The following is a 25,497-nucleotide window of genomic DNA, read 5'->3' as shown; positions in this document are numbered from 1 at the left end:
CGGCGTTAACGAGGCCCCGGCCTGCCTGTTGCGAGCGCTTCGGCGCCAGGGGCCGGGGGATGAGCGATTCTGGCGCGCACTGCCGGGGAGGCCAGGCAGGTGGCCACGGCTTCATAGCCCATGGCGCCCGGGAGCGGCGCAACCCGGCTGGGCGGGCTGTGGTTGGCCGGGCAAAGGATGATGGCCTCATCCGAACCCACCATAGCCAGATCCAGCAGGGCGGACGAGCGCGTAATCAGGAACAGGGGCCGGGCGCCCTCTCTTGCGCGGTGGCGTAGATGGGTGGCCAGGGCCTCCTGCGTGGCCTGGTCCAGCCCCTGTTCGACCAGATCGATGACCAAGGCGGTCGGGCCTTTGGCTGAGAGGCAAGCAAGCAACGCGATCAGGGCATCCGAGTTGGTCGCCCCCTCCTCAAGCAGCCAGTTCAGGACGCTGGCGGCGCGTTCACGCATGCACGCCTCGGCCTCTGCCGGGCGCGTTGGCATGTCGTCCGGGGCAAGCCGCCGGTCCAGGCCGACGAAGGCCGCGCCCGGGATCGCTTGCGCCAACTGCCAGGCCAGGCGCGTCTTGCCGCTGCCCAGCGAGCCGATGATGTAATTGATGGGGCGGATATCAGGCAGCTCGAACCACTCGCCACCCCAGGGCCAGGGTAGTGTGAGCGCGACGGCAGGCGCGGCGGCGCGATCAAGCAGATGGTTGAGGTCGCCCTGCGCTGGCATTTTCCCGCTTGCGATACCGGCGCGCAGATCGCGCACCTTGTCGAGCTTCTCCAGAATGCTCTGGATGTCCCGATTCAGCGCCGCTTCATGGTGGAGCAGCGCCGTTTCCAGGCTGCGCATATCGCCGTCGAGCGCAAGCCCGGTCTGGGCAAGGCTCAGGCCCAGTTGACGCAGCGCCACCACCTCGGCCGCGCGCGCCACATCCTCTGGGCTGTACGCCCGATATCCGGCCATGGTCCTGCTCGGCGTCACCAGACCGTGTTGCTCGTAAAGGCGCAGGGCCTTGGCGGATACCCCAAGCCGTTTCGCGGCTTCGGATGCGTTCAGAAATCGTATGGAAGAACTCATGGCTCACCTTCCCGGTTGTCGACCAACTGGTCAACGACAGCCTGAGGGTGGCCCCAAGGGCTGGGTCAACACCATGATGCGCCACGGCTGTCGGCCGTTGTGGCCTGCGCTTTCCGGTTCACGGGTCGGAGCAGTTGAATGCCGGGACCCCCCTGCCGCCTTACCATGAAGGGGCAGGGGGCAGAGGGGAGCGGTAGCGGTGGCCTGCGCCAGGCGCGCGCTGCTTCAAGTGCCGGGAGGATCGCCTATCCGCGGCCCGCAGCCACTCAAACCGTTGCCACCGCTGCGCCAGCCCGTACCGATACCAGCCATGCCTGCAACTCCTCGCTGCCGTAGACCTCATCGGCGATGAAATGATCGCCCCCCGGGATCAGCGTCAGTTGCGCCGGGGCACCGAGTGCCTGCAGCGTGCTGACCGCGCTGGCGGCGCCGGCGACCGGTGCCTTGTCGTCCGCGTCGCCATGGAACACCCACACGGGCGTGCGCCGCAGTGCCGCCAGGCCCGATTCCCCCACAGCCTCGGGGACTCGGCCGGACACGGCGACGACGGCAGCGAAGCGTTCGGGGTGGCGGCTGGCTATCTGCCAGACACCGGCTGAACCCAGGCTGAAGCCTGACAACACCACGCGGTCGATGTCGTGCACGGCGCGGATCTTGTCGATCAACGCGAACAGCTCTTCCTGCCACTCGGGCCAGGTGGTGCCCTCGGGGATCTGCAGCGCCAGCCAGTAGTAGGGAAGTGGGGCGTTGTCGTTCACGTATTTGGGAAAGCCCCAGGCCAGCAACTTGGAAAGATCGTTGCCCCTGTCTTTTGCGCCGTGCAGGAACACGACCAAGGGCGCCGCCGTGCTATGGCCCAGGGCGGGCGCGTACAGATAGGGCAGCCCAGCGCGGGCGGTGGCGTAGACGTGTTGTTCGATGCTCATGGTGTACTCCTTGGTTGGGTACTGCGTGGACTTGCCCGCCGCGTTCGGGGGAAGGCCCCGATCGTGGCGGTGAAAAGGCGCTGCATAGGCTCAGGCGAACGACACATCGGGGTCTATCCTCGGTTTGCGTTCGGCTTCTTCGCCCGTCTCCACCGGCTTGGGCGCACCGGCGCTCGCGGCCGGCGTGGCCGAACCGGCGGGTACTGCTTCGAGCGGTGCCTTGGGTTCGCCGTCGATGCTCTCGGGCAGGAAGCCGTCCGACTGCTTGCTCCACAGCCGCCAATAGGCGCCGCGCAGCGCCAACAGTTCGGCGTGGCTGCCGTCCTCGACGATGCGGCCGTCGTCGAACACCAGGATGCGGTCGAGATGGGCGATGGTGGACAAGCGGTGGGCGACGACCAGCACGGTCTTGCCCTTCATCACTTCGTCCAGCGTTTCCTGGATGGCGCGCTCGGTGATCGAATCGAGGCTGGAGGTCGCCTCGTCGAGGATGAGGATGGGGGCATCCTTGAGGATGACGCGGGCGATGGCGATGCGCTGGCGCTGGCCGCCCGAGAGCTTGACGCCGCGCTCACCCACCATGCCGGCGTAGCCTTCGCGCAGCTGCAGGATGAAATCGTGCGCGTGCGCCTTTCTCGCGGCGTCCTCCACCTCGGCATCGCTCGCTTCCAGCCGGCCGTAGCGGATGTTCTCGCGCAACGAGCGGTGGAACAGCGTCGGGTCCTGCGGGATCAGGCCCAGCTGGCTGTGCAGCGCGTCCTGCGTCATGGTGCGGATATCGACGCCATCGATCAGGATCTGGCCGCCGTCGAGGTCGTAAAGCCGCAGCAGCGTGCTGACGAAGGTCGATTTGCCCGAGCCCGAGAAGCCGACGAGGCCCACGCGCTGCCCGGCCGGAATGGTCAGGCTCAGGCTATCGAACACGCGGCGCTCGCCGCCGTAGCCGAAATCCACCTGGCGGAACTCGATCCGGCCGTCGCGTATCGTCGCCGGGCTGGCGCCGGGCTGATCGATCAGCTCGTGCGAGCGCACGATGGTGTGCACGCCGTTGGCGACGTTGCCGATGAATTCGAAGAACTCCAGGAAACGGCGCGACAGGTTGCGTGCTTCGTTGATGATCAGGAGCGACAGGCTCACCGCCATCACGAACTCGGCCACGCCGATCTCGCCGCTGCCCCACAGCTGCAGCGCGTAGTAGAGCGTGCCGATCTTGAGCACCGCGGCGGCGGAGAACTGAAACCAGCGCACCCGCTCCGAATAGCCGTTGGAGGTGCGTACTGCTTTGAGCTCACGCTTGAGCGTTTCGTCGAGCAGGGCGCGCTCGTGGCCGAGCCGGGCGAACAGCCGGGCGCTCGCGAGGTTGGTCACCGAATCGACCACCTGGCCGGTGGTTTCGCTGCGCGCGCTCGAGGCCTTGAACGCATACGGTTGTGCACGGCGTGCCAGCGCGTAGGAGATGCCGATGAACAGCACCGCCCAGATGAAGACGAAGGCGGCAAGCGACGGGTGGGCGCCGTAGAGCAGGGCGATCGACACGCTGAACACGATGAAGATCGGCCAGAACTCGGTGATCAGCGACCACAACGTCTGCGTCACACCCATCGAGGTTTCGCTGATGCGGTGCGCCAGCGCGCCTGCGAAGTTATTGCTGAGATAGCGATGCGAATGGTGCTGCAGATAGTGGTAGACGTGACGCGTCACGTTCTGGCGCTGGCGCGGCCCCAGCCGGATCTGGATGCCGCCGGCCAGCCGGCCGAACAGCACTTCGCCGATCGAGAACGCGAAGAAGATCATCAGCGGCACGTGCAGCGCATCGATCAGCGCCAGCGATTGTTCCTGCGCACTGGTCACGCCCTTGATCACGCGCGACAGAGCGTACGGAATCATGATGCCGCAGGTGGCATTCAGCGTTTCGGCCGCCAGCATCGCGGCGTACCACCAGCGGAACTGGGCGACAAAGTAGCCGATGAAACGAAACGGTGTATCGGGCAGGACGGGAGTGCCGGGTGCCCGTTGCTGCACGGGCTGGTGGGTGGTGCTTGAAGCGGAAGTCATCGTATTCCTTGGCGTGGGGGCGCCGTGTTCGGTCAGGGTTCCGGGCCGCGTTAGCGGGCGCTCCAGTGCACGCCGCCGAAGAAGGCGGCGATCTCGGTACGCGAGGCGCTGGTCAGCGGCGGGCCTTGGATGCGCGGGTAGACGGTGGTGGCATAGGTCTGGAACCAGCGCGGTAGCGTTGGGTGCCGGCAGAAGTAGCCTTGGTGCGTGTATTCGCGGCGCAGCTCGGTGCTGTCCGCGTCGTAGCGGTCCACCTGGACGGCGTCGTAGCGCGCACACTGCGCCTCGCCCAGTGTGTCGGCAGCGACTTTCAGCTCGATGAGTTCGTACTGCGCATCCGAGAGCCGCTGCTGCAGTAACCGTTGCACGCTGGCTACCAACGCATCGGGCGCAGGCGCAGCTTCGCGCACGGCCAGCACGCCGACCGAAACCAGCGCCGCGTCATTGCCATTGCCGGTGCTGAACCGCTTGTGGAACACCACGGCTTCTGGCTTCGCGGAGCCCACGCGCCAGCCCTCGGCCTTGGGCGCGGCCACCACAAAGCCATCGCCACGGTATTCGGCGGCGAGCGGCGCCGTTGGCGTACGTGTCGCGCAGCTGGCCAGCAGCAGCGCTGCGATCAGAATCAATGGCTTCATTTGGCGGGCTCCGCGGCAAGAGGGGGCATGGCAGGGGGCGCAAGTGGCGTGGTGTCCAGCGTGCGCACCGGTTCGGGGAAGCGATCCATCGTCGCCAGTGGCGGGAACAGACGCGTCCATAGCCCGGTGACGATGAGCGTGGCCACGCCGCCCACCACCGTGGCACGCACGGCACCGAGCCAGGCGGCAGCCAGGCCCGATTCGAATTCGCCCAGCTCATTGGAGGCGCCGATGAACACCGCGTTGACCGCGCTGACACGGCCGCGGATCGCATCCGGGGTTTCCAGCTGCACCAAGAGGTGCCGCACGAACACGCTGACCATGTCGCCCGCGCCGGTCAGCGCCAGCGCGAACACCGATAGCGCCAAGCTGGTCGACAAGCCGAAGGCGATGGTGGCCACGCCATAGAGCGCCACGCCGCCGAACATCCAGCGCCCGGCGTGGCGCGAGATCGGCCAGAACGTGAGCAGCAGCGAGGTAACGGCTGCGCCGATCGCAGGTGCGGTGCGCAGCAGCCCGAGGCCCGTGGGGCCCACGGCCAGCACGTCGCGCGCGAACACCGGCAGCAGCGCGGTTACGCCGCCGAACAGCACGGCAAAGAGATCGAGCGAAATGGCGCCGAGCACCGTGGGGCGCGAGCGCACGAAGCGAAAGCCCGCCAGCACGCCATCGAGCGAGATCGGCGAGCGTTGCGTGCTCTGGCGCGAACGCACCGACAACGTCAGCAGCACGGCCGTCACCAAGAGCAGCGTGGCCGTGGCGTATACCACCTGCGGCCCGGCAAGGTAGAGCAACCCGCCCAGCACCGGCCCCGCGATCACGGCTGCGTGAAAGCTGGACGAGCTGATGGCGGTGGCGCGGCTGAAGTCAGCAGCGGGCACGAGGTTCATCACGATGGCCTGGCCCGCCGGCATCGCCAGCGCCCGGGCGCAGCCGGCCAACACCAGCACCGCGAAGATGGGCCACACCACGGTGAGCCCGCGCGCACTGAACCACCACAGCGCCAGCGCGGTGGCGGCCTGCAGGCCGTAGCTGACCAGCAACACGCGGGTGCGATCGAACCGGTCGGCGATCTGCCCGGCCGGCAGGATCAGCACCAAAAAGGGCGCGAACTGCGCCAGGCCCACGAGGCCCAGGTCGAGCATGTTGCCGGTCAGGTCGTACACCTGCCAGCCGATGGCCACGTTCACCATCTGCATGGCCAGCGTCACGATCAGGCGCGCGGCGAGATAACGGGAAAAATCGCCGTGGCGCAGCACGGCGAAGGCGGAGTTCGAGGCAAAGGCGGTCATCGAAGGGGCTGTCAGGTGCGGAAGGAAGGACAAGTCATGGCGACTCCGGGTACGAAAAGGAGTACGCCCGGCACACACCGATCGTGCGTGCCGGGCGGCCGCTGTTTACCAGGCGAATTGCCAGTTGTGCGCCTCGTCGTCGACCAGCACCACATCCTGGCGCGGGTTGTCGTGGCCGCCGAACTCGGACAGCACGTCGTCCTTGATCGCGGTGAAGGCATAGCTGCCGCGATCACGCGAGCGGGCCAGCGGCACGTCGACCACGCGCTTGATGCGGCCCGGGCGCGGCTGCATCACCACCACGCGGTCACCCAGGTAAACCGCTTCTTCCACATCGTGCGTCACCAGGATGGCCGTGATGCCCTCGGCGGCCCAGATGCGTTCCAGTTCTTGCTGCAGGTGCGCGCGGGTCAGTGCGTCGAGCGCGCCGAACGGCTCATCCAGCAGCAGCACCTCGGGGCGGTTCACCAGTGCGCGGGCGATGGCGACGCGCTGGCTCATGCCGCCGGAGAGCTGGTAGGGGTAGGCCTTCTCGAAGCCCTTGAGCCCGACGAGCTCGATGTGCTCCTGGATGGTTTTCTGCTTCTGGCTCTCGGTGAATTCCTTGTTGTTCAAGAGGCCCAGGCCCACGTTCTGCTCGACCGTGAGCCACGGGAACAGGCGGTGCTCCTGGAACACGATGCCGCGATCGAGGCTGGTGCCGACGATGCGCTTGCCGTCGAGCAGGATCTCGCCCTGGTATTCGTCCTCCAGGCCGATCACCAGGCGTAAGAGCGTGGATTTGCCGCAACCGGACGAGCCGACGATGGAGACGAATTCGCCCGGCTTGATGGTGAGCGAGATGTCGTCCAGCACTGGCAAGGGTTCGCCCTTGACCTGGTATTGCTTGGACAGCGATTTGATTTCGAGCGTGCCGGCGTGGGCCATGGTGTTTAACTCCTGTTGTCTTGTCGTATGTCGAATCTGGGTAGGCACCGCTTCAGCGGCGCCGGCTACAGCGCCCCGCAGCGCGGGGCAGGGGAAGGAAAACGGGGATCATCAGAACTGCGCCACCGAGCGGCCGCGCCAGCTCAAAAGGCGAGCCTCGATCTTGCTGGCCGACCAGTTGAGGATGAAGCCGACGAGGCCGACGACGATCACCCCGAGCAGCACCTGGTCCATCCAGAAGTGTTCGCGGCCGTCGACCAGCAGGTTGCCGATGCCCGCGCCCGAGGTCAGCAGGTATTCGGCGCCCAGCGTGGCGAGCCAGGCGTAGATCAGCGCGAGGTAGATGCCGGTGAAGATGGACGGCGTGGCCGAGGGCAGCACCACGCGGGTGAACACCTGGCGGCGGGTGTAGGCAAAGATGCGCGCCACCTCGATATGGTCGCGCGACACGCTGCGTATGCCCTCGAAGGTGTTGAGCACCACCGGGAAGAACGCAGCCAGCGACAGGAAGGCGATCTTGGCCGGATCACCCAGGCCGAACCACACCGAGATCAGCGGAATCCACGCCAGGAGCGACACCTGCTTGATGGTGTGAAAACTCGGGCCGACCAGGCTTTCGAATAACCGCGATACGCCCAGCAGCGCGCCCACGATGAGGCCGGCCACCGTGCCGAGCACGAAGCCCGTCACCATGCGGTAGAGGCTGGCGCCGAGCGAATGCCACAGCTCGCCGCTCGCGCTCATGCGCCAGCCGGTCTCGATTACCTTGGACAGCGGCACAAAGAGCTCCGAATCGGTCCAGGCGAAGCGGTAGGCCGCCCACCACCAGGTGAACAGCAGCACCGGGATCACCCAGCCGCGCAGCGCCTTGGGCACGCGGGCCGGATGCAGCAGCCAGAGCGGGGAAGTGGAAGCGTTTGATGTTGTCATTGCAGGTTCCTCAAAATGCGTCGCGGCGCCAGCGCAGCAGCCGGGCTTCGATCAGGGCAAGGATCTTGTCGAGCGCGTAGCCCACCGCACCGACCACGACCACGGCGGCCAGCACCACGTCGAGCTGATAGAGCTGGCGGCCGTACACGATCAGGAAGCCCAGGCCTTCGCTGGAGGCCAGGAGCTCCACGCCAACCAGCGCCAGCCAGGAATGGGTGAGGCCGTAGCGCACGCCGTTCCAGATCGGCGGGAAGGCGGCCGGCAGCACAACGCGGCGCAGCATCTGCCAGCGGTTGAAGCCGTAGACCTTGGCTACCTCGATGTAGCTGCTGGGCACGCCCTGCAGCCCCTTGTAGGTGTTGAGCGTGATCGGCACGAAGGTGGACTTGGCGATCAGGATGATCTTCAGCGCCTCGTCGATCCCGACCACCATCATCAACAGTGGCAGCCAGCCCAGCGACGGTACCTGGGCGAAGGCCTTGAACGTGGGGTAGAGATAATCCTTCACCAGCGGTGATAGCCCCATCGCCACGCCGAGCGCGAGGCCCAGCACGGCGCCGGTCAGAAAGCCGAACAGCACGCGCTGCAGGCTGATCAGCGTGTTGCTCTGCAATTCGCCCGTGTTGAAGAGATCGACGAAGGTGGCGGCCACCGTCAGCGGTGCCGGCAGGATCTGCGCCGGTATCCATTGGTACGAGGCAGCGAGCTGCCACAACGCCAGCACCGCGAGCGGCACTGGCCAGGCCAGCAGCCAGCCGCGCACGCGCGGCCACAGTGCAGCGAGCTTGAGGGGAGGGCGGCGCCGTGCCGGCGGCGCCGGGCGGGCGCGGGGCAGTGCCGCGATGTCGTCGCCCAGGGCGACGGTGGAAATGGTGGTGGACATGGGTTTCTCCGGGCGGATCAGGAACGCGCCTGCTTGGATGGGCGAGCGGGGGCGGCCAGGCGCTTGCCGGCGGCGTCGATCGGCTGCCAGTAGCCGGCAAGGCTTGCATCCCTGAGCGCGGCATCGAGGAAGCGGCGATCAAACCAAGTCGACACATCCACCGGCTTGCGGATCAGCTTGAGCTTCAAGAGGCCCTCGGCCACTTCGCGGTAACGCGCCACGGCGAAGTCGTCGAGCAGCGGGCTGAACTGGCTCTTCAGCGATTCACCCGAGTAATCCTCGCGGATCACCGATTCGGGCACGCCCATGCGCGCCCACAGCGCGTAGGCCTCATTGGCATTGGCGTCATCCGCCACCCAGCGCGAGGCCTTCACCAGGCCGCGAACCACGCGGGTGGTCGCTTCCGGGTAGCGGCTGGCGAACTCGTCGGTAACCAAGAGCGCGTTCTGCCGCGTGTAGAGCGGGGCATGGCCGCGCGTGGTGTAGACGATGCGCACCTTGCCCTGGTCGCGCAGCTTCAGCACCCGCTGGTCCGAGAAGCCGGCGTCGAGGTTGTTGTTGATCAGCGCAGCGTCGATGCCGGGCAGATCGAGGTTCACGATCTTCAGATCGCGCTCGGTGAGGCCATGATCGGCCAGCACCCGGTTGGCCGGCAGCTGCAGGTTGGTGCCAACAAACAGCCCCACCTTGCGGCCCTTGAGATCGGCCACCTTCTGCACCGGCGAGCCGGTGGGCGCGGCAAGGTAGATATTGGTGCGCACGCCGGCCATGGCGATGATGCGGGTCTTGAGCCCGACCGAGCGCCCGACCGTCGAGGGGAAATCGCCCTGCAGCGCGAAATCGAGCTGCTTGTTGGTCAGCGCCTCGTTCACCGCCGGGCCGGCGCCCTTGAAAAAGTGCCACTCGACCTTGATGCCGTCCTGCTTGAACTCGTCGTTGATCCAGTTACGGGTGTAGGCGATGCCACCGCTACCGTAGGTGAATTCGGTGCCGACGGTGGGCGAGGCCACGCCGATGCGGATCACCGTCGGCTGCGCGGCGAGCGCGAATCCGGCGACCAGGGCGCTGCCCAAGGTGGCCAAGGTGCGGGTGATGCGGATGAGGGTCATCGGATATCTCCTAGCGCGCGGCGGTCTGGGTGGCGAGCGGCTTGCCCTGGGCATCCAGCGGCTGCCAGTAGCCGGTGAGCTTCAGCTCCTTGAGCGCAGCGTCGACGAAGCGGCGGTCGATCCAGCGATCGACATCGACATCAGCGCGCACCAGCCGGAATTCCTTCGCACCGGCGACGGCATCCTTGTAGCGGCCGACGAGGAAGGGATCGAACAGCGGAGACAGGCGCTCTTTCAAGGTCTGCTTGGCGTAATCGGTCTCGAACACCGACACCGGGTAGCCCATCAGTGCCCAGGTCTTGAACACCTCGGCGCGGTTTTCCTCTTGCGAGGCCCAATGCGCCGAGCGCACCACGCCACGCACCACGCGCTGCACCGCGTCCGGGTAGCGCCGGACGAAGTCGTCGGTGGCCAGAAGTCCGCTCTGGCGCGTATAGACCGCCGGTTGGCCCAGCGTGCTATAGGCGATGCGAGCCAGGCCCTTGTCGACCAGCTTCAGCGATTCGGCGCCGACGAAGGCTGCGTCGATATCACGGGTGGACAGTGCCGCCTGGGCGGATGCGTTGTCGAAATTGATCAGCCGGATATCGCGCTCCTTGAGGCCGTGCGCGGCGAGGATGCGGTTGATCGGCAGGTGGGCGTTGGTGCCGCGAAACAGCGATACCCGCTTGCCCTTGAGATCGGCCACGCCACGGATCTTGGAATCGGGCGGCACCAGCAGGTAGACGTTGGCGCGGATCGTCACCGGCAGCACCAGCCGGGTATTGAGCCCGCCCGCCTTGCCCATGATCGAGGGCAGATCGCCCTGGAACACCACTTCGAGCTGGTTGTTGGTCAGCGCTTCGGTCACCGCGGGGCCGGCGCCCTTGAAGAAGAACCATTCGACGCGGGTGCCGGTGCCCTTGAACTCGGCATCGATCCAGCCCTTGTGCCGCGCGAGGCCAACCGATCCCGAGGTGTAGACCGGCGGATTGCCGATCGAGGGCGAGGCCACGCCGATGCGTACGACCGGGGGAAGATTACTGGCGTTTGCGGCCAGTGTGATGGCGGCGAACAACGCCGTGGCGGTCACACGTTGAAATAGACTTTTCATGATGATTTCCCTCATCGGTCGCCGCGCCAGCGCAGCGCGCGGGCTTCGAGGCGGGTGGCAAGCTGGTTGAGCAGGGCGCCGACGGTGCCGATCAGCACCATGCCGAAGATGACGAGCTCGACATTGAAGGCGGCGCGGCCGCGGATCACCGTGTCACCGAGGCCCACGTCGCCGTAGGCGGGCAGCAGGAATTCGGCGCCGATGGTGGCAAGCCAGGCGTAGACAAGGCCGAGGTTGAGGCCGGTGATGATCTGGGGCGAGGCTGCCGGCAGGATCAGCCGGGTGAAGAGCTGGCTGCGGGTGAAGGCATAGACCTGCGCCACTTCGATCTGCACGCGGGTCACGCTCTTCACGCCCTCGAAGGTGGCGAGCGTCACCGGGTAGAACACCGAGACGGCGACGAACACGATGCGCGAGGTGTCGTTGTAGCCGAGCCAGATCGACAACAGCGGAATCCACGCAAACAGCGATATCTGCTTGATGGTGTGGAAGGTCGGCCCGATCAGCCGCTCGGCCCAGCGCGAGACGCCCAAGAGTGAACCGAGCGCAATGCCGGCAAGGCTGCCGGCGACAAAACCCGCACCATCGCGCGTGAGGCTCGCCAGCAGCGCCTTGATGAAATCGCCGTGCACGATGTAGTCCCAGGCGACGACCAGCACTTTTTCCGGCGGCACGATCAACTTGGTATTGACCCAGCCGGCGTGGGTGACGAGCGCCCACACGGCGATGAACACGGCCGGCAGCACCAAGCCGCGCCAGTCGCGGGAAACAGGATTCAGGCTCATGGTGTGCTCCTCAAAATGCGCCGCGGCGCCAGCCGAGCAGTCGGGATTCGGCAAAACGCAGCGACAGGTCGAGCACCAGGCCCACCGCGCCGATGGCGATCATGGCAACGACGACGAGATCGAGCTGCAGCAGCTGGCGGCCCCAGACCATCAGGTAGCCGATGCCTTCGCTGGACGCGAGCAGCTCGACGAACACCAGCGTCAGCCACGCCTGCATCACGCCCTGGCGCAGGCCGTTGAACACGCTGGGCGCCGCGGCGGGCAGCACCACGCGGGCGAGGGTCTGCGGCAGCGAGAAGCCGTACACGCGGCCCACTTCCAGCCAGGCGCGCGGAATGTTGGCGATGCCCTTGTAGGTATTCACCGCCACCGGCACCACCACGGCGAGCGAGATCGCGGCGATCTTCAGCGCCTCGTCGATGCCAAGGAAGATGATCAGAAGCGGAATCCAGCCCACCACCGGGAATTGCGACACCACCGAGAAGCTGGGGTAGACGTAGGCGCGCACCTGGCGCGAGAGGCCCAGCGCCACGCCGAGCACGAGGCCGGAACCGCCGCCGATGACAAAGCTCCACGCCACGCGCGAGAGGCTGATGGTCAGGTGATCGAGCAGCTCGCCGCTGTCCCACAGTTCCAGTAGTGACTGCCATACGAGCGAAGGCGGCGGCAGGATCTGCTCGGCCAGCCATTGGCGGTCTACCGCGTATTGCCACAGCGCGAATAGCGCCAGCGGCAGGAGGGCCCCGGCGGCGACGATGCCGGCGAGGCGCCCGGCCCGGGCGAGCCGGGGCAGGACGGGCGAGGAAGGCAGCGGCAGCGCGATGCTGTCGAGTGCCGTGGTAAGGCTACTCATCGTGTACTCCTTGAAAATCGGGCAGTGAAACGGGCAGGGGTGGCGTTTGGCGCGCCTGCAGCCACATGCGACAGCTCAGCAGCAGGAACACCGGCGCCAGCAGCACGAAGGTCGATTGCAGCCCGAACGCCTGGCCGGCCCAGCCGCCCGCCACGCTGCCAACGAGGCCGCCGGCCGGGCCGACGAAGGCATTCACCCCCGCCACGCGGCCCCGGCCCAGCCGCGCGCTGGCGCGGGCAAAGCGCGAGATGTTCACCGTCTGCATCATCCCGAGGCCGAGGCCGAGCGCTGCCGCGCCCAGCCACAGCCAGACGGCGCCATGGCCCAGGCCCAGTACCAGCAAGGCGGCGGCGATGGTGAGAAAGCTCGCCTGATAGAAGCGGTATTCGCCCACGCGCTGCAGCATCGTTCCCAACGTGAACAGCGCGAACACGTAGAGCCCCCCCTGCACGGTGACGAGGCTGGCCGCTGCTCCCGCACTGAAATCGAACTGGCGCAGCGCGATCACCACGATGAAGAAGCCGTAGTACTGGTTAGCGGCCTGGCTCACGAACTCGATCAGGCTGATGCCGGCGAGCTCCCGGTCCTGCTTCAGCAGCGCGAACTGGCCCAGCACCGACTGCACGCTCAGCCTGCGGCCCACGGCCGGCGTGTAGTGCCGCATCACCAGCGGCGCGAGCAGCGCGGTGACGAAGAACGACAGACCGACGAGCGCGTAGGTGCCGATGTAGTCCACCGCCGCGATCAGTGCGACGGCGAGCGCCGGGCCCAACAGGAAGAACCCGATCATGTGCGTGCCGCGGAACCAGCCCGCCTTGGCCACGCCCACCTTGTCGAGCTGCTGCATGAACACGGCGTTCAGCGAGACAAAGCGAAATGGCATGCACAGGCTGATCAGCACCGCGGTCAGCGCCAACAGCAGCGGCACCGGCAGCCAGGGCGTGATGAAGTACAGCAATCCGGCCGAGATCGAGCCGAAAGTGAAGAGCTTCAACGGCCCCAGCTGGTCGACCAGCACGCCGATCGGCATGCTCATGAACAGGATGCCGGCGCTCTGCGCCCCGGCGATCAGCGACAACTCGACGTCGCTCGCCGCCAGGTGCAGCGCGTAAAGCGAGGTGGCCACCTTGGCGACGCCCACCGACAGCCCCGCCAAGGACGACAGCAGCACGAAGGCCAGCAGGAAACGGTGACGGTCGATGAAGTTGCGCACGCTCGCTCCGACTTACTTCTTGATGTTGCCGTTGGTGTCGAACTCGTCCCAGTAGCGTTCGAGTTTGAGCTCTTTCAGCGCTTGGTTCAGGTACTTGGGTTCCAGCCAGTCCTCGGTGCTCACGTCGCGGCGGATCAGCTTGAAGCGCTTGGCTTCATCGATGGCCTTCTTCAGCGAGGCGACGTAGTAATCGTCGAGCAGCGGCGAGTTGCGCTCTTTCAGCGTGTAGCCATCCCAGGTCTTGAGAAAGTCGCTATACGGGGTGGAGCCGCCGGCGGCCCAGTACTTGAACACCTGGTCGCGGTTCTTTTCCTCGGAGGCGAACTGGGTGGCGCGCACCAGCGCGGTCACCACCTTCTGCGTGGTCTGCGGGTACTTCTTCTCGAAATCCTCGGTCACCCAGAAGGTGCCGACGCTGGTGATCTTGGGGTCGCGCTTGATCTCGAACAGCACCTTGGCGATGCCACGCGCTTCCAGGTCGAACGGGCTCGTGATGTAGCCGTCGATATCCTTGGTGGCGAGCGCGGCCTTGGCGGTGTCGGCATTCATGCTGACCACCTTGAAATCCTTCTCGGTGAAGCCGTATTTCTCCAGCACGCGGTTCAGCGTGAGCTGGCCGGCGGTGCCCTTGAACACGCCGATGCGCTTGCCTTTCAGATCGGCGAGGTTCCTCGCGGCTGAATCGGCCGGCACCACGAAGTAGGTGTTGCCAAAGCGACCGAGGCTGGCGAGCACCTTGTGCTTGAGGCCGGTCGAGCGGCCCACGATCAGCGGCAGGTCACCGTGGTAGGCGAAATCGACGAGGCCGCTGGCAAGCGCCTCGTTGGTGGCGGGGCCGGCGCCGGGGAAGAAATTCCACACCACCTTGATGTTGTCGGCCTTGAGCGCCTGCTCGATGCTGCCCAGCTGGTGCGCGATGGCGAGCGTGGTGCCGGTGCCCACAGGGCGGCCACCGGTGCCGGCGCCGGAGAAGGCGATGCGCACGGTGGCGGGTTTGTCTTCCGCGTGGCTCGGTGCGGCCCAGAACAGTGCCAGCGCGCTCGTGGTCGCGCCGATCAGCAACGTGGTTTTTCTAATGAATTGCGAAAGCTTCATGACGAGTCTTGCGTCCTTGTATCAGGGGGATGGAATGGCCCGTGGCATCAGGGGGTGGAAGCCACGGGCCGGATTTCATTGCTGGGCCAGCTTGTTCGGCAGCTTGTTGCCCGCCACGTCGTAGCGATCCCAGTAGTTCTCGAGCTTGAGATCCTTCAGCGCCTGGTTCAGGTACTTGGGCTCGAACCAGCCATCGGTGCTGACGTCGCGCCGGATCAGCTTGTAGCGGCGAGCCTCTTCGATCGATTTCTGGATGCTGGCGACGTAGTAGTCGTCGAGCAGCGGGGTGCTGCGCTCCTTGAGCGTGTAGCTCTCCCAGCTCTTGAGGTAGTCGTCGTAGGCAGTGCCGGACTGGCTCCACAACTTGAAGGCTTCCTTGCGGTTCTTCTCGTCGGAATTCCAGTGCGCCACCTTCAGAAGGGCGGTGACCACACGTTGCGTGATCTGCGGGTATTTCTTCTCGAATTCCTCGGAGACCCAGATGGACGCTGGCGCGGTGAGCTTGGGGTCGTCCTTGATCTCCAGCAGCACCCGGGCCACGCCACGCGCCTGCAGATCGAACGGGGTGATGATGGCGCCGTCGATATCCTTGGTGGCGAGCGCGGACTTGGTGGTGTCGGTGTTCATGCTGACCACCTTGAAGTCCTTCTCGGTGAAGCCGAACTTCTCGAACAGCCGGTTGAGCTGCAGCTGGCCGGCCGTGCCCTTGAACACCGAGATGCGCTTGCCTTTCAGATCAGCCAGCGTCTTGGCGGGCGAGTCGACTGGCACCACGAAATACAGATTGCCGAAGCGGCTGTAGCTCAGGATCACCTTGTGCTTGAGGCCAGTGGAGCGGCCCACGATGATGGGCAGATCGCCGTGGCCGGAAAAATCGACGAGCCCGCTGGCGAACGATTCGTTCACTGCAGGGCCGGCGCCGGGGTACAGCGTCCACTGCACCTTGATGGCGTCGTGCTTGAATTCCTGCTCCAGCGCACCAGTCAGATGCGCGGTGGAAAGATAGCTGCCGCCGGTGATCGGGCGGCCGCCCGTGCCGGCGCCAGGAATGGCAAAGCGGATGACGGCGGGTTTTTCCTCGGCCAGCGCGCTGCCCGGCAGGGTGAACAGCGATGCGGTAACCCCGAGGAGGGCGGCAAAAAGCTTGATGCGTAGCATGTCGTTCTCTCTATGTGGTGGTCGAAATCGCGAGAAGGCCCTGGGGGAAGCGCTTCGCTGTGGGCGGCATCCACGACGCCGCCCGGTTGGGGTTTAGAAGCCGAACTGGAACTGGGCGAGGTACTGGTTTTCGCTTTCCCGGTTGTCCTCTTCGTAATCGGTGTGGCTGACGTTGAGCTGGAACTTGGTGGTCTCGGCGAAGAACACATTGAGGCCCCCGGTCGAGATCGTGGTCTTGTCCTTGGCAACGTCACGGTTCGGATCCCACTGGTCCCAGCGGGTGAACAGCTGGTAGGACTTGGGCCACCAGTCGTCGTACTTGGCCTGGCCGCGGAAGCTCTTCACCCACTGTTCGCCAAAGGTGTAGAACAGCGTCAGGTACTGGCCGCGGCTCTTCACGTCCGGGCCGTTCAGCGTTTCATCGCTGCCCTGCGCCAGCTCGTAGGTGAAGCCGAAAGGATCGTGGTTGTAGTAGATGTCGAAGCCGAAGCGATCGCTCTTGCCCTGATCGACCACCGAGGTGACGCCACCCGCGGTGCGCGTGAGGTTCTTGCTGCCCTTGTAGTAGGACGCGCCTAACTTCAGCTCACGGAACAGGCTGTTGTAATCGACCGGCAGCGTGAGGGCGGCGCGGGCGATCCAGTCCTTGTCGCTGTTGTCGTCCGACTTGTTCGGGCCGTTGCCGTTGACCACGCCGACGGCGTATTCCAAGAGTGGCGCGCGATAGTTGAAGCCGTAGTCCACGTAGGGGTCGTAGTCGCCGCGCACGATCAGGCCGATCTGGCGGGTGCCGACACCCAAGCCGTTGAGGAACTGGGCCGAGTTGATCACCGGGCGCAGTTCTTCGCCGACCTGGGCTTCCAGGCCGAACGGAATCTGCTGCTGGCCCAGCGTCAGCGTGAGCTTGGGTTCTTCCAGACCGGTCACGGTCGGGAACGGGCTGTAACGCAGGTAGGCGTCGGTAACGTTGAACTGGCTGTTGTTGTTGGCAGGCGTGTTCTTGGCGTAGGCGAACGCGAGGCGATAGTCGAGGTTGCGGCCCTCGGCATAGTCGCGATACAGGCTGCCGCTGAAGTTCAGCGTGGCCTGCGGCACGTCGAAGCTGGAATAGCGATCGTCGGCCACGGCGGTGCTGCCAGCCCGGGTCGGCACGTCCTGGTAGGTGGCACGCGCCTGCACCGAGCCGCCTATGGTCAGCGCGCGGCTCGATAGCGCGGTCTTGGTTTCACGGTTGCGCTGCTGCTCGTACTTGTAGTTCTCAAGATCGGAGCGCAGGCCATCCACGTCTTCCTTGGTCGCGATCGATGCCGGCTGCGAGCTGGTCTGCGAGGCGAGGATGTCGCCGCCCTTGGGGGGCGTCACGGTGGTTTCGGCGCGGCGGGTTTCCTGCAATTGCTGTTGCAGTGCTTCGACCGAGCGCTGCAAGGCGTCGATCTGTTTCTGCAACTCTTCGGTGCTTGGCGCCGCCTGTGCGGAACTGGCAAGGGCCACGAGGCCCGCTCCCAGCCACTGTTTACTGCTTGGCATAACTATGTCTCCCTGGTTTGAGTCTTGAGGTGTCGGCCTGCGATGGGTCGGCCCCGTATGTGACGGGTATCTCCGTGTCGCCTCGTTATAAGCAGAATGCGTGCCATGCTCAATTCATTAGAAATTTGAGGAATAAGATGGACTGGCGTGTTGCGACGGCAACAAGCCGGGCAACGCCGTGTTGGAAATGCAGCAGAGACAGCGTCGGCGCGGGGGAGCGCGGGCGGGTGTTGGCTTTCCAGCATCGGGTTTGTTGCGATGCTGCAATTTGCGCAGCCACGGCCACGCCCGCTTGGCCGCAACGCGCCCGATCGCGGCGGTGCGGCCCGTGGCATGGTTTCTGCTGGCAGGGCGCTGTCTATGAACAGGAGTGCAGCCATGGGTGCATCACATCTGCAGCTGAGGAAACTCGCCGTTGCCCGGCCGTTGAACGAGGCGGTGCTGAACCGAATCGCCAGCGCCGCGCCAGCACTGAAAGTGGCGCACATCGGGGACGACATCTCCGTGCTGGCCGATGCCGACGCAGTGTGGCCCGGTATCGATACGCCAGGAGGCGATGCGCTGCTGCAGCTGGCGCCGCGATTGCGCTGGGTGCAGGCCTTTGGCGCCGGCGTCGATCGCTGGCTGACCCCGGCCTTTGTCGACAGCGATATCGTGCTGACCAACGCCAGCGGCATCCACGGCACGCAGATCGCCGAGCACACGTTGTCGCTGCTGCTCGCTTTCGCGCGTGGCCTGCCTACGCTGATCTCCGGCCAGCGCGAGGTGCTGCATCACCCCAGGCTGAACCAGTTCGAGCTGGCGGGGCAGACGCTGCTGATCGTTGGCTTTGGCCGCATCGCCGAGGCACTGGCGCCGCGCGCCGCCGCGCTGGGTTTGAAGGTGATCGGCGCGCGCCGCCGCATCGGTGAGCCGCTGCCCGTGGGCGTTGATCGGCTGGTGGTGCTCGATGCACTGCCGGACGCGCTGGCCGAGGCCGATCACGTGGTGTCCGTTCTGCCGCTGACGCCGCAGACCCAGGGCTTTTTTGACGCCGCGCGCTTTGCGCAAATCAAGCGCGGCGCGCATTTCTACAACGTGGGGCGAGGCGCGTCGGTCGATCACGCGGCGCTCGCTGCGGCGCTGGTCAGCGGCCAGCTCGCCGGGGCCGGGCTCGATGTGACCGAACCCGAGCCGCTGCCGGCTGATCACCCGCTGCGCCACCACCCCAACGTGATCCTCACTGCGCATACCGCCGGCGCCAGCCCGCATTACCACGAGCGTGCGCTGGCGATCGCGCTCGACAACCTCAGCCGCTTCCAGAACGGCCAGCCGCTCGTCAACGTCGTCGACAAGCGTGCCGGCTACTGAGTGCGCCCAACCGACTTCCCAACCCGAACCACTATCCATTCAGTATTCAGGAGCAGCAATGAGTCATCCCCTCACCACCCAGCTGTCGCGCGCATTGCAGCGGGCCGCAGGCCTGCAACCGGCCGTGCCGCAGGGCTTGGCCGACGTGCAGATCCGCCCGCTCGATGCCGCGCTCGGCGCCGAAGTCACCGGGCTCGACGCCAACCGGCCGCTGTCGCCGGCGCTGGTGCGCGCGCTGAAAAAGGCGCTGGACGATCACCACATCCTGGTGTTCAAGCAGCAGCAGTTGTCGGACGATACCTTCCTCGCCTTCACCACCTATTTCGGCTCGGTGTTCCGCCCGCCGGAGGATGTGCCGGTACTGGCTTCGGCCGCCAACGATGGCGTCCCGCCCGATGTGGTGCCTGTGGCCAATGTGGACGGCGGCTACACCGGCAACGGCGAGCTGCACCCGCATATCGACCATCAGTGGACGCCGCTGCCATCCGCCGGCTCGCTGCTCTACGCACTGGAAGTGCCGAGCGTGGGGGGGCGACACCAGCTGGTACAACCTCAACGCCGCCTACGAGGCGCTCGATGCCGACACCAAGGCGAAGATCAACGGGCTGCAGCTGATCACCTATAACCCCTTCCTGCGCCAGAAGGGCGAGGCCCGGCCGCAATACCGCACACCGGAGGTCGAGCCGCTGGGCCCGGGCTTTCCGCACCCGCTGGTGCGCACGCATCCGAGCTCGGGCAAGCCGCTGCTGTTCCTCTCTGCCCGCACCGAGGTCGAACTCGTCGGCGTGGCGCCGGAAGAGGGCGCCGCACTGATCGCCAGGCTGCGCGCACACGTGACGCAGGATCGCTTTCGCTACGAGCATCGCTGGCAGGTCGGCGACATCGTGTACTGGGACAACCAGGCCACGCTGCATTCGCGCACCGCGTTTGCCGAGACCGAGCGCCGCGTACTCAAGCGCGTGAGCCTGGCCGGCAGCCGGCCGTTCTGAGGTGGCGATGGCGGATACACACCAGATTGGCGTGACCGTGCGCGCAGCGGACAACGGCTACCTGCGTATCCAGGCGCGCAACGCAGTCGCCCAGATGGGCCGCGCTGCCGACGGCAGCGATGCGGCCGATGCCTTTCGTGCCGGCGAGTTGCTACTCGGCGCACGGGGGCCTGTTCGCAGCCGTTTCGCGGCTGCGCTGGACCGGAAAAGGAGTAGCCACAAGGCGCACGACGCTGGCAATAACGTGGTTATTTCCAAGGCGTGCAACGCGGTGGATGACCCTTTTCCGATCCAGCCCTCCGGGCTCGGGGGATTTCGTGCGCCACGCTGCGTCGCAGGCCGCTTGCGGTATCCATACCGCGGCGCGTCCCGCTCCTTGTGCGGCATCCCGAACTTCCCCGAACGTAGTCGTGAAACGGCTGCGAACAGGCCCCTGGCGTGCACTGCCGGCACCGTGCGCGGCTACGCGCGCAACCATGGCATCGCACTCGCAGACGTGCGCATCGAGGCCACCGGCATCGAGGTGACCGCGCCATCGCGCATTGCCGAAATCCACCTCGGCATCGTGCTCGAAGGCGAGCTCGACGACGGCCAGCGGCAACGCCTGCTGGCGGCTGCCCGTGCCTGCAAGCTACACCGCACCCTCACCCAAGGCCCGCAGATCACGCTGGGCCTGGCTTCCCAACCCGCGGCAGTAGCCGCACCCGCATAAGAAACCACCATGACCCTGCTCGTTTTTTCCGGCTCGATCCGCCGCGATTCCTTCCACACCAAGCTGGCCCGCGCCGCCGCCGACGAACTGGAACGCCAGGGCGCGGCCTACACCTGGCTCGACTTGGCCGATCACCCACTGCCGATCTACGACGGCGATCTGGAGGCGCAGGGCCTGCCGGAGAACGCCCGCGCGTTGCGCAAGCTCTTTGCCGCGCACAGCGGCTTTGTCATCGCCAACCCCGAGTACAACGGCTCGATCACGCCGCTCTTGAAGAACGTGCTCGATTGGGTGTCGCGCAAGGACGAGAGCGTGAAGGCGATCGAGCCCTACGCCAATAAGACGGCGTTGCTGCTCTCCACCTCGCCCGGCAGCCTCGCCGGGCAGCGCGCCTTGCGCCACACCCGCGAAATCCTCACTTCGCTCAACGTCATCGTGCTGCCGCAGCACGTGGCGGTACCGGTGGCGCAGCAGGCGTTCTCGCCCGAGGGCGAGTTGATCGACGACAAGCAGCGCACCGTGCTGCATGCGCAGGTGGCCGCGCTGATCGCGCTGACCCGCAAGCTGGCGGCCTGATGCCCGCCACGCCAGCCGCACCCAGCCCGTCCACCCGCGTGCTGCTGTGGGTCGTCGCCATCGCCTTCTTTATGCAGGCGCTGGACATGACCATCCTCAACACCGCACTGCCCGCCATGGCACAGAGCCTGGGCGAGAGCCCGTTGCGCATGCATTCGGTGCTGATCGCCTACATGCTGACCGTGGCCATATTGATCCCGGCCTCGGGCTGGATCGCCGATCGCTGGGGCACGCGTCGGGTGTTCGCCTGCGCCATCGCGCTGTTCACGCTGGGCTCGCTTGCCTGCGCGCAGGCGCAGAGCCTGCCGGTGCTGGTGGCCGCCCGCGTGCTGCAGGGCCTGGGCGGCGCGCTGATGATGCCGGTGGGCCGGCTGGCAGTGCTGCGCACCTATCCACGCGCGCAGCTGGTGCAGGCGATGAGCTTTGTCACCATGCCCGGCCTCGTCGGCCCGCTGATCGGGCCCGCGCTCGGCGGCTGGTTGGTGGAAGTGGCCAGCTGGCACTGGATCTTCCTGATCAACCTGCCCATAGGCGTGATCGGCATCGTGGTCGCGCATCGGCTGATGCCGGATTTGCGTGGCCCGGCGGAGCGCTTCGACTGGGTGGGCTTCATCCTGTTCGCCAACGCCATGGTGCTGGTGTCGCTGGCGCTGGAGGGCCTGGGCGAGCTGCATTTCAACCGCTTGCTGTGCGGCCTGCTGTTCGGCTGTGGTCTGACCAGCCTGATCGCATTCGCCTTGCATGCGCGGCGTAACGAGGCGCCGTTGTTCAGCCCGCGGCTGTTTCGCTCACGCTGGTTCACCATCGGCGTGACCGGGGGCCTGTTGGCGCGCTTCGGCGGCGGGGCCATGCCCTTTCTCACGCCGCTGCTGCTGCAGGTGGGCCTGGGCTACCCGACGTCGCAGGCGGGGCTCACCATGATTCCGCTGGCCGCCGCCGCGCTCACCGTGAAGCCGCTGGTCCACCCGTTGGTCGAGCGCTTTGGTTTTCGCCGGCTGCTGGCCGGCAATACCGTGCTGGTGGGTGCGCTGATCGCCTGCTTTGGCCTGATCGACGCCGCCACGCCGCTACCCGGACTGCTGGTGCTGCTCAGCGTGTTCGGCGCAGCCAATTCGCTGCAGTTCACGCTGATGAACACCATCACGCTGCAGGAGCTGCCGGACGAGCACGCCAGCGCCGGCAATAGTGCCCTCTCGGTGGTGATGCAGCTCTCGCGCAGCCTCGGCGTCGCGGTGGCTGGCCTGCTGCTGGGCGCCTTCGTCGGCAGCCAGGGCGGTTTGCTGCCGGCCTTTCATGCCACCTATTTCGTCCTTGGCGCCGCCACCGCCGGCTGCGCCATCATTTTCAGCCTGCTTACCCCATATCGCGCGCCGCCACAGGGCACGCTTCTACCGCAAGGAATGCAACCATGAGCCAGACCCCACTCGCCCAAGCCGTACAACCGGCTAGCTCCACCCAGATCCACACCGACGCCACTGGTCTCGTCGAAGGCGACATCCGCATCGACGCCCCGGCCGGCCCCTACAACGCCTACCGCGCCGCGCCGCAGGGCCTGGGGCCACACCCGGTGGTGCTGGTGATCCACGAGATCTTCGGCGTGCACGAACATATCCGAGATGTGGCGCGGCGCTTCGCCAAGCTGGGCTACCTCGCCATCGCGCCCGAGTTGTTCGAGCGCCAGGGCGACGTGAAGCAGCTGGCCAGCATCGACGAAATCCGCCCCGTGGTCGCCAGCGTACCGGACGAGCAAGTGCTGGCCGACCTCGACGCCGCGCTGGCTTGGGCCACGCAGCACGGCGGGGATATCGACCGTGTGGCGGTCACCGGCTTTTGCTGGGGCGGTCGCATCAGCTGGCTCTACGCCGCGCACCAGCCGCGGCTGAAGGCCGCTGTGGCGTGGTACGGCCGCCTGGTTGGCGAATCGACGGCCAATCAGCCGCGCTTCCCGCTCGACGTGGCCGGCAAGCTGCTGGCCCCGGTGCTGGGCCTGTACGGCGGCGCCGACGCCGGCATCCCGCTCGATACGGTGGAGCAAGTGCAGCAGGCGCTTGCCAAGGCGGGCAGCGCCTCGACCATCCACGTGTATCCCGAGACGCCCCACGCCTTCTACGCCGACTACCGCCCGAGCTACCGTGCCGAAGCGGCGGCCGATGGCTGGCACCGGCTGCAGGCGTGGTTCAAGCAGCACGGGGTTTGAGCGGGAGAGACGGAGCCGCAACGGGCCTGGCGCTGTGCGCGCAAGCCCGTTGCGTGGTGTTCAGGGCAGGGCGTGCGCCGCCAGCGCGGCAACGGATGGCCAGCGAAAGACGAAGGTCGGCACCGCCGAGCCATCGGGGGCATGCCACACCGAAGCCTGTTCGTTCTGCGCCCCGAGTACCGAATAAAAGCGCTGCGCCTGGCTGTTGGCCTGATTGACCAGCAGATACAGGCCGAGGCCGGGGCTGGCTTGCTCGCAAAGCTGAGCTACGCGGCCTAACAAGCGCCGCCCCAGCCCTTGGCCCTGGTGCACGGCGGCTACGTGCAGATTGTTCAGGTAGCTGCCCCAGTCCGCGTGTTCGGCCACGTTGCAACAGGCAAATCCGGCCATCTGTCCATCGCGTTCGGCGACCAGCACCAGCTGGTTGGCTGGTGGCTCACCCAGACGCCGCCGCCAGAGCGCCCGTCGGTCCGCTGGCGCAATATCGCGCAGGTACTCGGCAGACAGCACGTCGGCATAGCTGCTCGCCCAGCTTGCGGCATGCAGTGTGGCGATCTGTTCGGCGTGGGCGGCAGTTGCGGTGAGGATGTTCATGCGTGGCATTCAGCCGCCCAGCATGATGATGGCTGCCGTCAGCGCGATGCCCAGCAGCGTCATCGCCAGGCCCGCCATCCAGCCGCCGAAGCCGGCGTGGCGCCCGAGGGCGAGGCCGGCGCCAAAGAGCATGACGATCGTGAGCACCCTTGATACGACCAGTGCCGTAGATACGTCGGAGAAGATGATGAAGGGAAGCGCAACCGGGAAAGTCGCGAGCACGACCAGCAAGAAGATCCCCGTTGCCGCGAGATAGTCCTGGCGGCCCAGACCAGGCTTCACCGGCAGATCCGTCGACTTGGCGAGACGGCTGCGTATTGCCTCGAGTTCGGCGTCGTCGACCAGCGTTTGCAACGCCGGGGAAAGCGCATCGCGCAGGCGCGCGACGGCCCCCGCTGGATCGCTCGCGCCGTGCACTGCCCTGACCAGCGATAGCTTGCGTCCCCGCTCGGTAAGGGTGCGGATCAAATACATCACGGCGTCGGCAAGCCCCCACGCGAGGTTGCACCCCAGGGCGGTTGCGAACATGGTTCGGCCTGGATCCTCATCCGGGCCGGCCACCGCCGAGACGGCCCCCACGAAGGTCAGCGCCATGAACAAGCCAAAGCACATCTCGCAAACCCGGTCGACAGTATCGAGCAGGCGGGGGCGGGTTTCGGCGACTTGTGGATCAAGGGTTGTGGTCAACGTGGGCTCCCTGCAGCAAGGCCATCGTGTAGACGATGAGTGTTATCGGGCAAAATCCATGTGCTCAGGCGGCCATTGCGGCGGTGCCTGAGCCATGCAGTGTAGGCAACAATCCATGCCGTAACCGAGCCCGGCCTAATTGTTTGCAGGCCTGGATGCCCATCTGGTGCTGCTGGTGATCCATGTGTGGGGTGGCGATCTGCTTGGCCTGGGCGGACGTTGCGGGGAGGGAGTCATGGTGTGGAGTAAAGGTGGGTGGGGGTAGCAATACCTTCACAAGTCAGAATTTTTAATCAGATTCGGATTGAGCAAGCGCGGCGGGTTTTCATACGAGCCTTCTGTTTTCTACGAAGGGCGAGGCAATTGTATTTTTCGGTTGTACGGAATTGCGATGTTTGTTACGAACGCTATTCATCAACGTGTTAATGAGAAAACCATTTCTGCAGAATTTACAGAAATCTCATTTGGCCAGCCCGCGGCATCAAAATGTATATGATATGGTTCGGCGAGATTTCGAAGCGTGTTTTCCCAGGGCAGATTGCTCGCCAAAACTAAAAGAAACTCAGGCGAGCCGGAGATTTCTAGTCGGTCGCCTTTCGTAATGGCGAGGATTGGCCCTTTGTTCTTCACGATGTCCAGGCCAATAAGTGCCTGACCATACGGCGCAGGATCGAATCCAGACTCTGATTCGAGTGAAGCGCCGATTTCATCACTGTTGGCGATTCGAATAATTTGATTGCGAATGGCCAGATAGGAAATTTGGGTGCCTTCTAGTTCGACTTCACCTGGCGAATACCGGATACGGATCATGGTTGGAAAGTATTGGAGTTAAGCCTTGCCG

26 protein-coding genes are annotated in these 25,497 nt (G+C 65.8%); 7 read left to right on the top strand and 19 right to left on the bottom strand.

Going from position 1 to position 25,497, the window contains the following annotated elements:
* Positions 1–5: 5 nt before the first annotated feature.
* From NLI84_RS15930 to NLI84_RS15855, 16 genes are all read right to left on the bottom strand, one after another.
* The gene (locus NLI84_RS15930; RefSeq protein WP_255991662.1) at positions 6–1,067 is read right to left on the bottom strand and encodes a MerR family transcriptional regulator; all 1,062 of its coding nucleotides are present in this window, start codon (positions 1,065–1,067) and stop codon (positions 6–8) included.
* A gap of 266 nt (positions 1,068–1,333) precedes the next feature.
* Positions 1,334–1,993 (bottom strand): carboxylesterase family protein, encoded by a 660-nt coding sequence (locus tag NLI84_RS15925; protein ID WP_255991661.1) that lies wholly within the window; start codon positions 1,991–1,993, stop codon positions 1,334–1,336.
* A 90-nt stretch (positions 1,994–2,083) separates the two neighbouring features.
* A complete protein-coding gene (locus tag NLI84_RS15920) occupies positions 2,084–4,048 on the bottom strand; it encodes an ABC transporter ATP-binding protein (protein ID WP_255991660.1) in 1,965 nt (654 codons plus the stop codon).
* A gap of 50 nt (positions 4,049–4,098) precedes the next feature.
* Entirely contained in the window at positions 4,099–4,686 is a 588-nt protein-coding gene (locus NLI84_RS15915) for a hypothetical protein (protein WP_255991658.1), read from the bottom strand.
* Entirely contained in the window at positions 4,683–5,978 is a 1,296-nt protein-coding gene (locus NLI84_RS15910; RefSeq protein WP_255991656.1) for an MFS transporter, read from the bottom strand. Before NLI84_RS15910 ends, NLI84_RS15915 begins: the two co-directional genes overlap by 4 nt.
* Before the next feature lie 105 nt (positions 5,979–6,083).
* Positions 6,084–6,905: an ABC transporter ATP-binding protein gene (locus NLI84_RS15905; RefSeq protein WP_255991655.1), complete on the bottom strand. Its 822-nt coding sequence runs from the start codon at positions 6,903–6,905 to the stop codon at positions 6,084–6,086.
* 111 nt (positions 6,906–7,016) lie between these two features.
* Complete coding sequence (locus NLI84_RS15900; protein ID WP_255991654.1) at positions 7,017–7,835, bottom strand: ABC transporter permease; 819 nt, start codon at positions 7,833–7,835, stop codon at positions 7,017–7,019.
* Positions 7,836–7,845: 10 nt separating this feature from the next.
* Positions 7,846–8,718: an ABC transporter permease gene (locus tag NLI84_RS15895; RefSeq protein WP_255991653.1), complete on the bottom strand. Its 873-nt coding sequence runs from the start codon at positions 8,716–8,718 to the stop codon at positions 7,846–7,848.
* Positions 8,719–8,735: 17 nt separating this feature from the next.
* Positions 8,736–9,827 carry an ABC transporter substrate-binding protein gene (locus NLI84_RS15890; RefSeq protein WP_255991652.1) on the bottom strand — a complete coding sequence of 364 codons (1,092 nt, stop codon included), beginning with the start codon at positions 9,825–9,827 and terminating at the stop codon, positions 8,736–8,738.
* A gap of 10 nt (positions 9,828–9,837) precedes the next feature.
* The gene (locus NLI84_RS15885; RefSeq protein WP_255991651.1) at positions 9,838–10,920 is read right to left on the bottom strand and encodes an ABC transporter substrate-binding protein; all 1,083 of its coding nucleotides are present in this window, start codon (positions 10,918–10,920) and stop codon (positions 9,838–9,840) included.
* A gap of 11 nt (positions 10,921–10,931) precedes the next feature.
* Positions 10,932–11,705, bottom strand: coding sequence for an ABC transporter permease (locus NLI84_RS15880; protein WP_255991650.1), 774 nt, complete (start codon positions 11,703–11,705; stop codon positions 10,932–10,934).
* Between the two features lie 10 nt (positions 11,706–11,715).
* On the bottom strand, positions 11,716–12,558 hold the full coding sequence (locus NLI84_RS15875) for an ABC transporter permease (protein ID WP_255991649.1): 843 nt from the start codon (positions 12,556–12,558) through the stop codon (positions 11,716–11,718).
* Entirely contained in the window at positions 12,551–13,771 is a 1,221-nt protein-coding gene (locus tag NLI84_RS15870; protein ID WP_255991647.1) for an MFS transporter, read from the bottom strand. Before NLI84_RS15870 ends, NLI84_RS15875 begins: the two co-directional genes overlap by 8 nt.
* Positions 13,772–13,783: 12 nt before the next feature.
* Complete coding sequence (locus tag NLI84_RS15865; protein ID WP_255991646.1) at positions 13,784–14,866, bottom strand: ABC transporter substrate-binding protein; 1,083 nt, start codon at positions 14,864–14,866, stop codon at positions 13,784–13,786.
* Between the two features lie 75 nt (positions 14,867–14,941).
* A complete protein-coding gene (locus tag NLI84_RS15860; RefSeq protein ID WP_255991645.1) occupies positions 14,942–16,024 on the bottom strand; it encodes an ABC transporter substrate-binding protein in 1,083 nt (360 codons plus the stop codon).
* Between the two features lie 93 nt (positions 16,025–16,117).
* Positions 16,118–17,551: a porin family protein gene (locus NLI84_RS15855; protein WP_255991644.1), complete on the bottom strand. Its 1,434-nt coding sequence runs from the start codon at positions 17,549–17,551 to the stop codon at positions 16,118–16,120.
* Between the two features lie 378 nt (positions 17,552–17,929).
* On the opposite strand from NLI84_RS15855, the gene NLI84_RS15850 reads away from it, so the two are divergent.
* The 7 genes from NLI84_RS15850 to NLI84_RS15820 are packed head-to-tail and all read left to right on the top strand — an operon-like array spanning position 17,930 to position 23,375.
* Positions 17,930–18,901 (top strand): D-2-hydroxyacid dehydrogenase, encoded by a 972-nt coding sequence (locus NLI84_RS15850; RefSeq protein WP_255991643.1) that lies wholly within the window; start codon positions 17,930–17,932, stop codon positions 18,899–18,901.
* A gap of 58 nt (positions 18,902–18,959) precedes the next feature.
* Entirely contained in the window at positions 18,960–19,526 is a 567-nt protein-coding gene (locus tag NLI84_RS15845) for a TauD/TfdA dioxygenase family protein (RefSeq protein ID WP_284699950.1), read from the top strand.
* A complete protein-coding gene (locus tag NLI84_RS15840; RefSeq protein ID WP_373316974.1) occupies positions 19,498–19,890 on the top strand; it encodes a TauD/TfdA dioxygenase family protein in 393 nt (130 codons plus the stop codon). The genes NLI84_RS15845 and NLI84_RS15840 overlap by 29 nt, the downstream gene beginning before the upstream one ends.
* A gap of 7 nt (positions 19,891–19,897) precedes the next feature.
* On the top strand, positions 19,898–20,602 hold the full coding sequence (locus tag NLI84_RS15835) for an OsmC family protein (RefSeq protein WP_255991642.1): 705 nt from the start codon (positions 19,898–19,900) through the stop codon (positions 20,600–20,602).
* Between the two features lie 9 nt (positions 20,603–20,611).
* Complete coding sequence (locus NLI84_RS15830) at positions 20,612–21,178, top strand: NADPH-dependent FMN reductase (protein WP_255991641.1); 567 nt, start codon at positions 20,612–20,614, stop codon at positions 21,176–21,178.
* Positions 21,178–22,590, top strand: a complete 1,413-nt coding sequence (gene mdtD, locus NLI84_RS15825; protein WP_255991640.1) for a multidrug transporter subunit MdtD — start codon at positions 21,178–21,180, stop codon at positions 22,588–22,590. Before NLI84_RS15830 ends, mdtD begins: the two co-directional genes overlap by 1 nt.
* The gene (locus NLI84_RS15820; RefSeq protein WP_255991638.1) at positions 22,587–23,375 is read left to right on the top strand and encodes a dienelactone hydrolase family protein; all 789 of its coding nucleotides are present in this window, start codon (positions 22,587–22,589) and stop codon (positions 23,373–23,375) included. The genes mdtD and NLI84_RS15820 overlap by 4 nt, the downstream gene beginning before the upstream one ends.
* Before the next feature lie 60 nt (positions 23,376–23,435).
* Here NLI84_RS15820 and NLI84_RS15815 read toward each other — a convergent pair whose 3' ends face one another.
* The 3 genes from NLI84_RS15815 to NLI84_RS15805 all read right to left on the bottom strand — a co-directional run bounded on the left by NLI84_RS15815 (position 23,436) and on the right by NLI84_RS15805 (position 25,466).
* Positions 23,436–23,969: a GNAT family N-acetyltransferase gene (locus tag NLI84_RS15815; RefSeq protein ID WP_255991637.1), complete on the bottom strand. Its 534-nt coding sequence runs from the start codon at positions 23,967–23,969 to the stop codon at positions 23,436–23,438.
* Between the two features lie 9 nt (positions 23,970–23,978).
* Positions 23,979–24,656, bottom strand: a complete 678-nt coding sequence (locus NLI84_RS15810) for a VIT1/CCC1 transporter family protein (protein ID WP_255991636.1) — start codon at positions 24,654–24,656, stop codon at positions 23,979–23,981.
* 414 nt (positions 24,657–25,070) lie between these two features.
* Entirely contained in the window at positions 25,071–25,466 is a 396-nt protein-coding gene (locus tag NLI84_RS15805) for a hypothetical protein (RefSeq protein ID WP_255991635.1), read from the bottom strand.
* Positions 25,467–25,497 lie beyond the last annotated feature (31 nt).

It is taken from the genome of Chitinolyticbacter albus (assembly GCF_024437655.1).
In the GTDB taxonomy this organism is placed as follows: Bacteria; Pseudomonadota; Gammaproteobacteria; order Burkholderiales; family Chitinibacteraceae; genus Chitinolyticbacter; species Chitinolyticbacter albus.
Note: the sequence above shows the minus strand (reverse complement) of the source record. Positions and strands in the feature narration are given on the sequence as shown.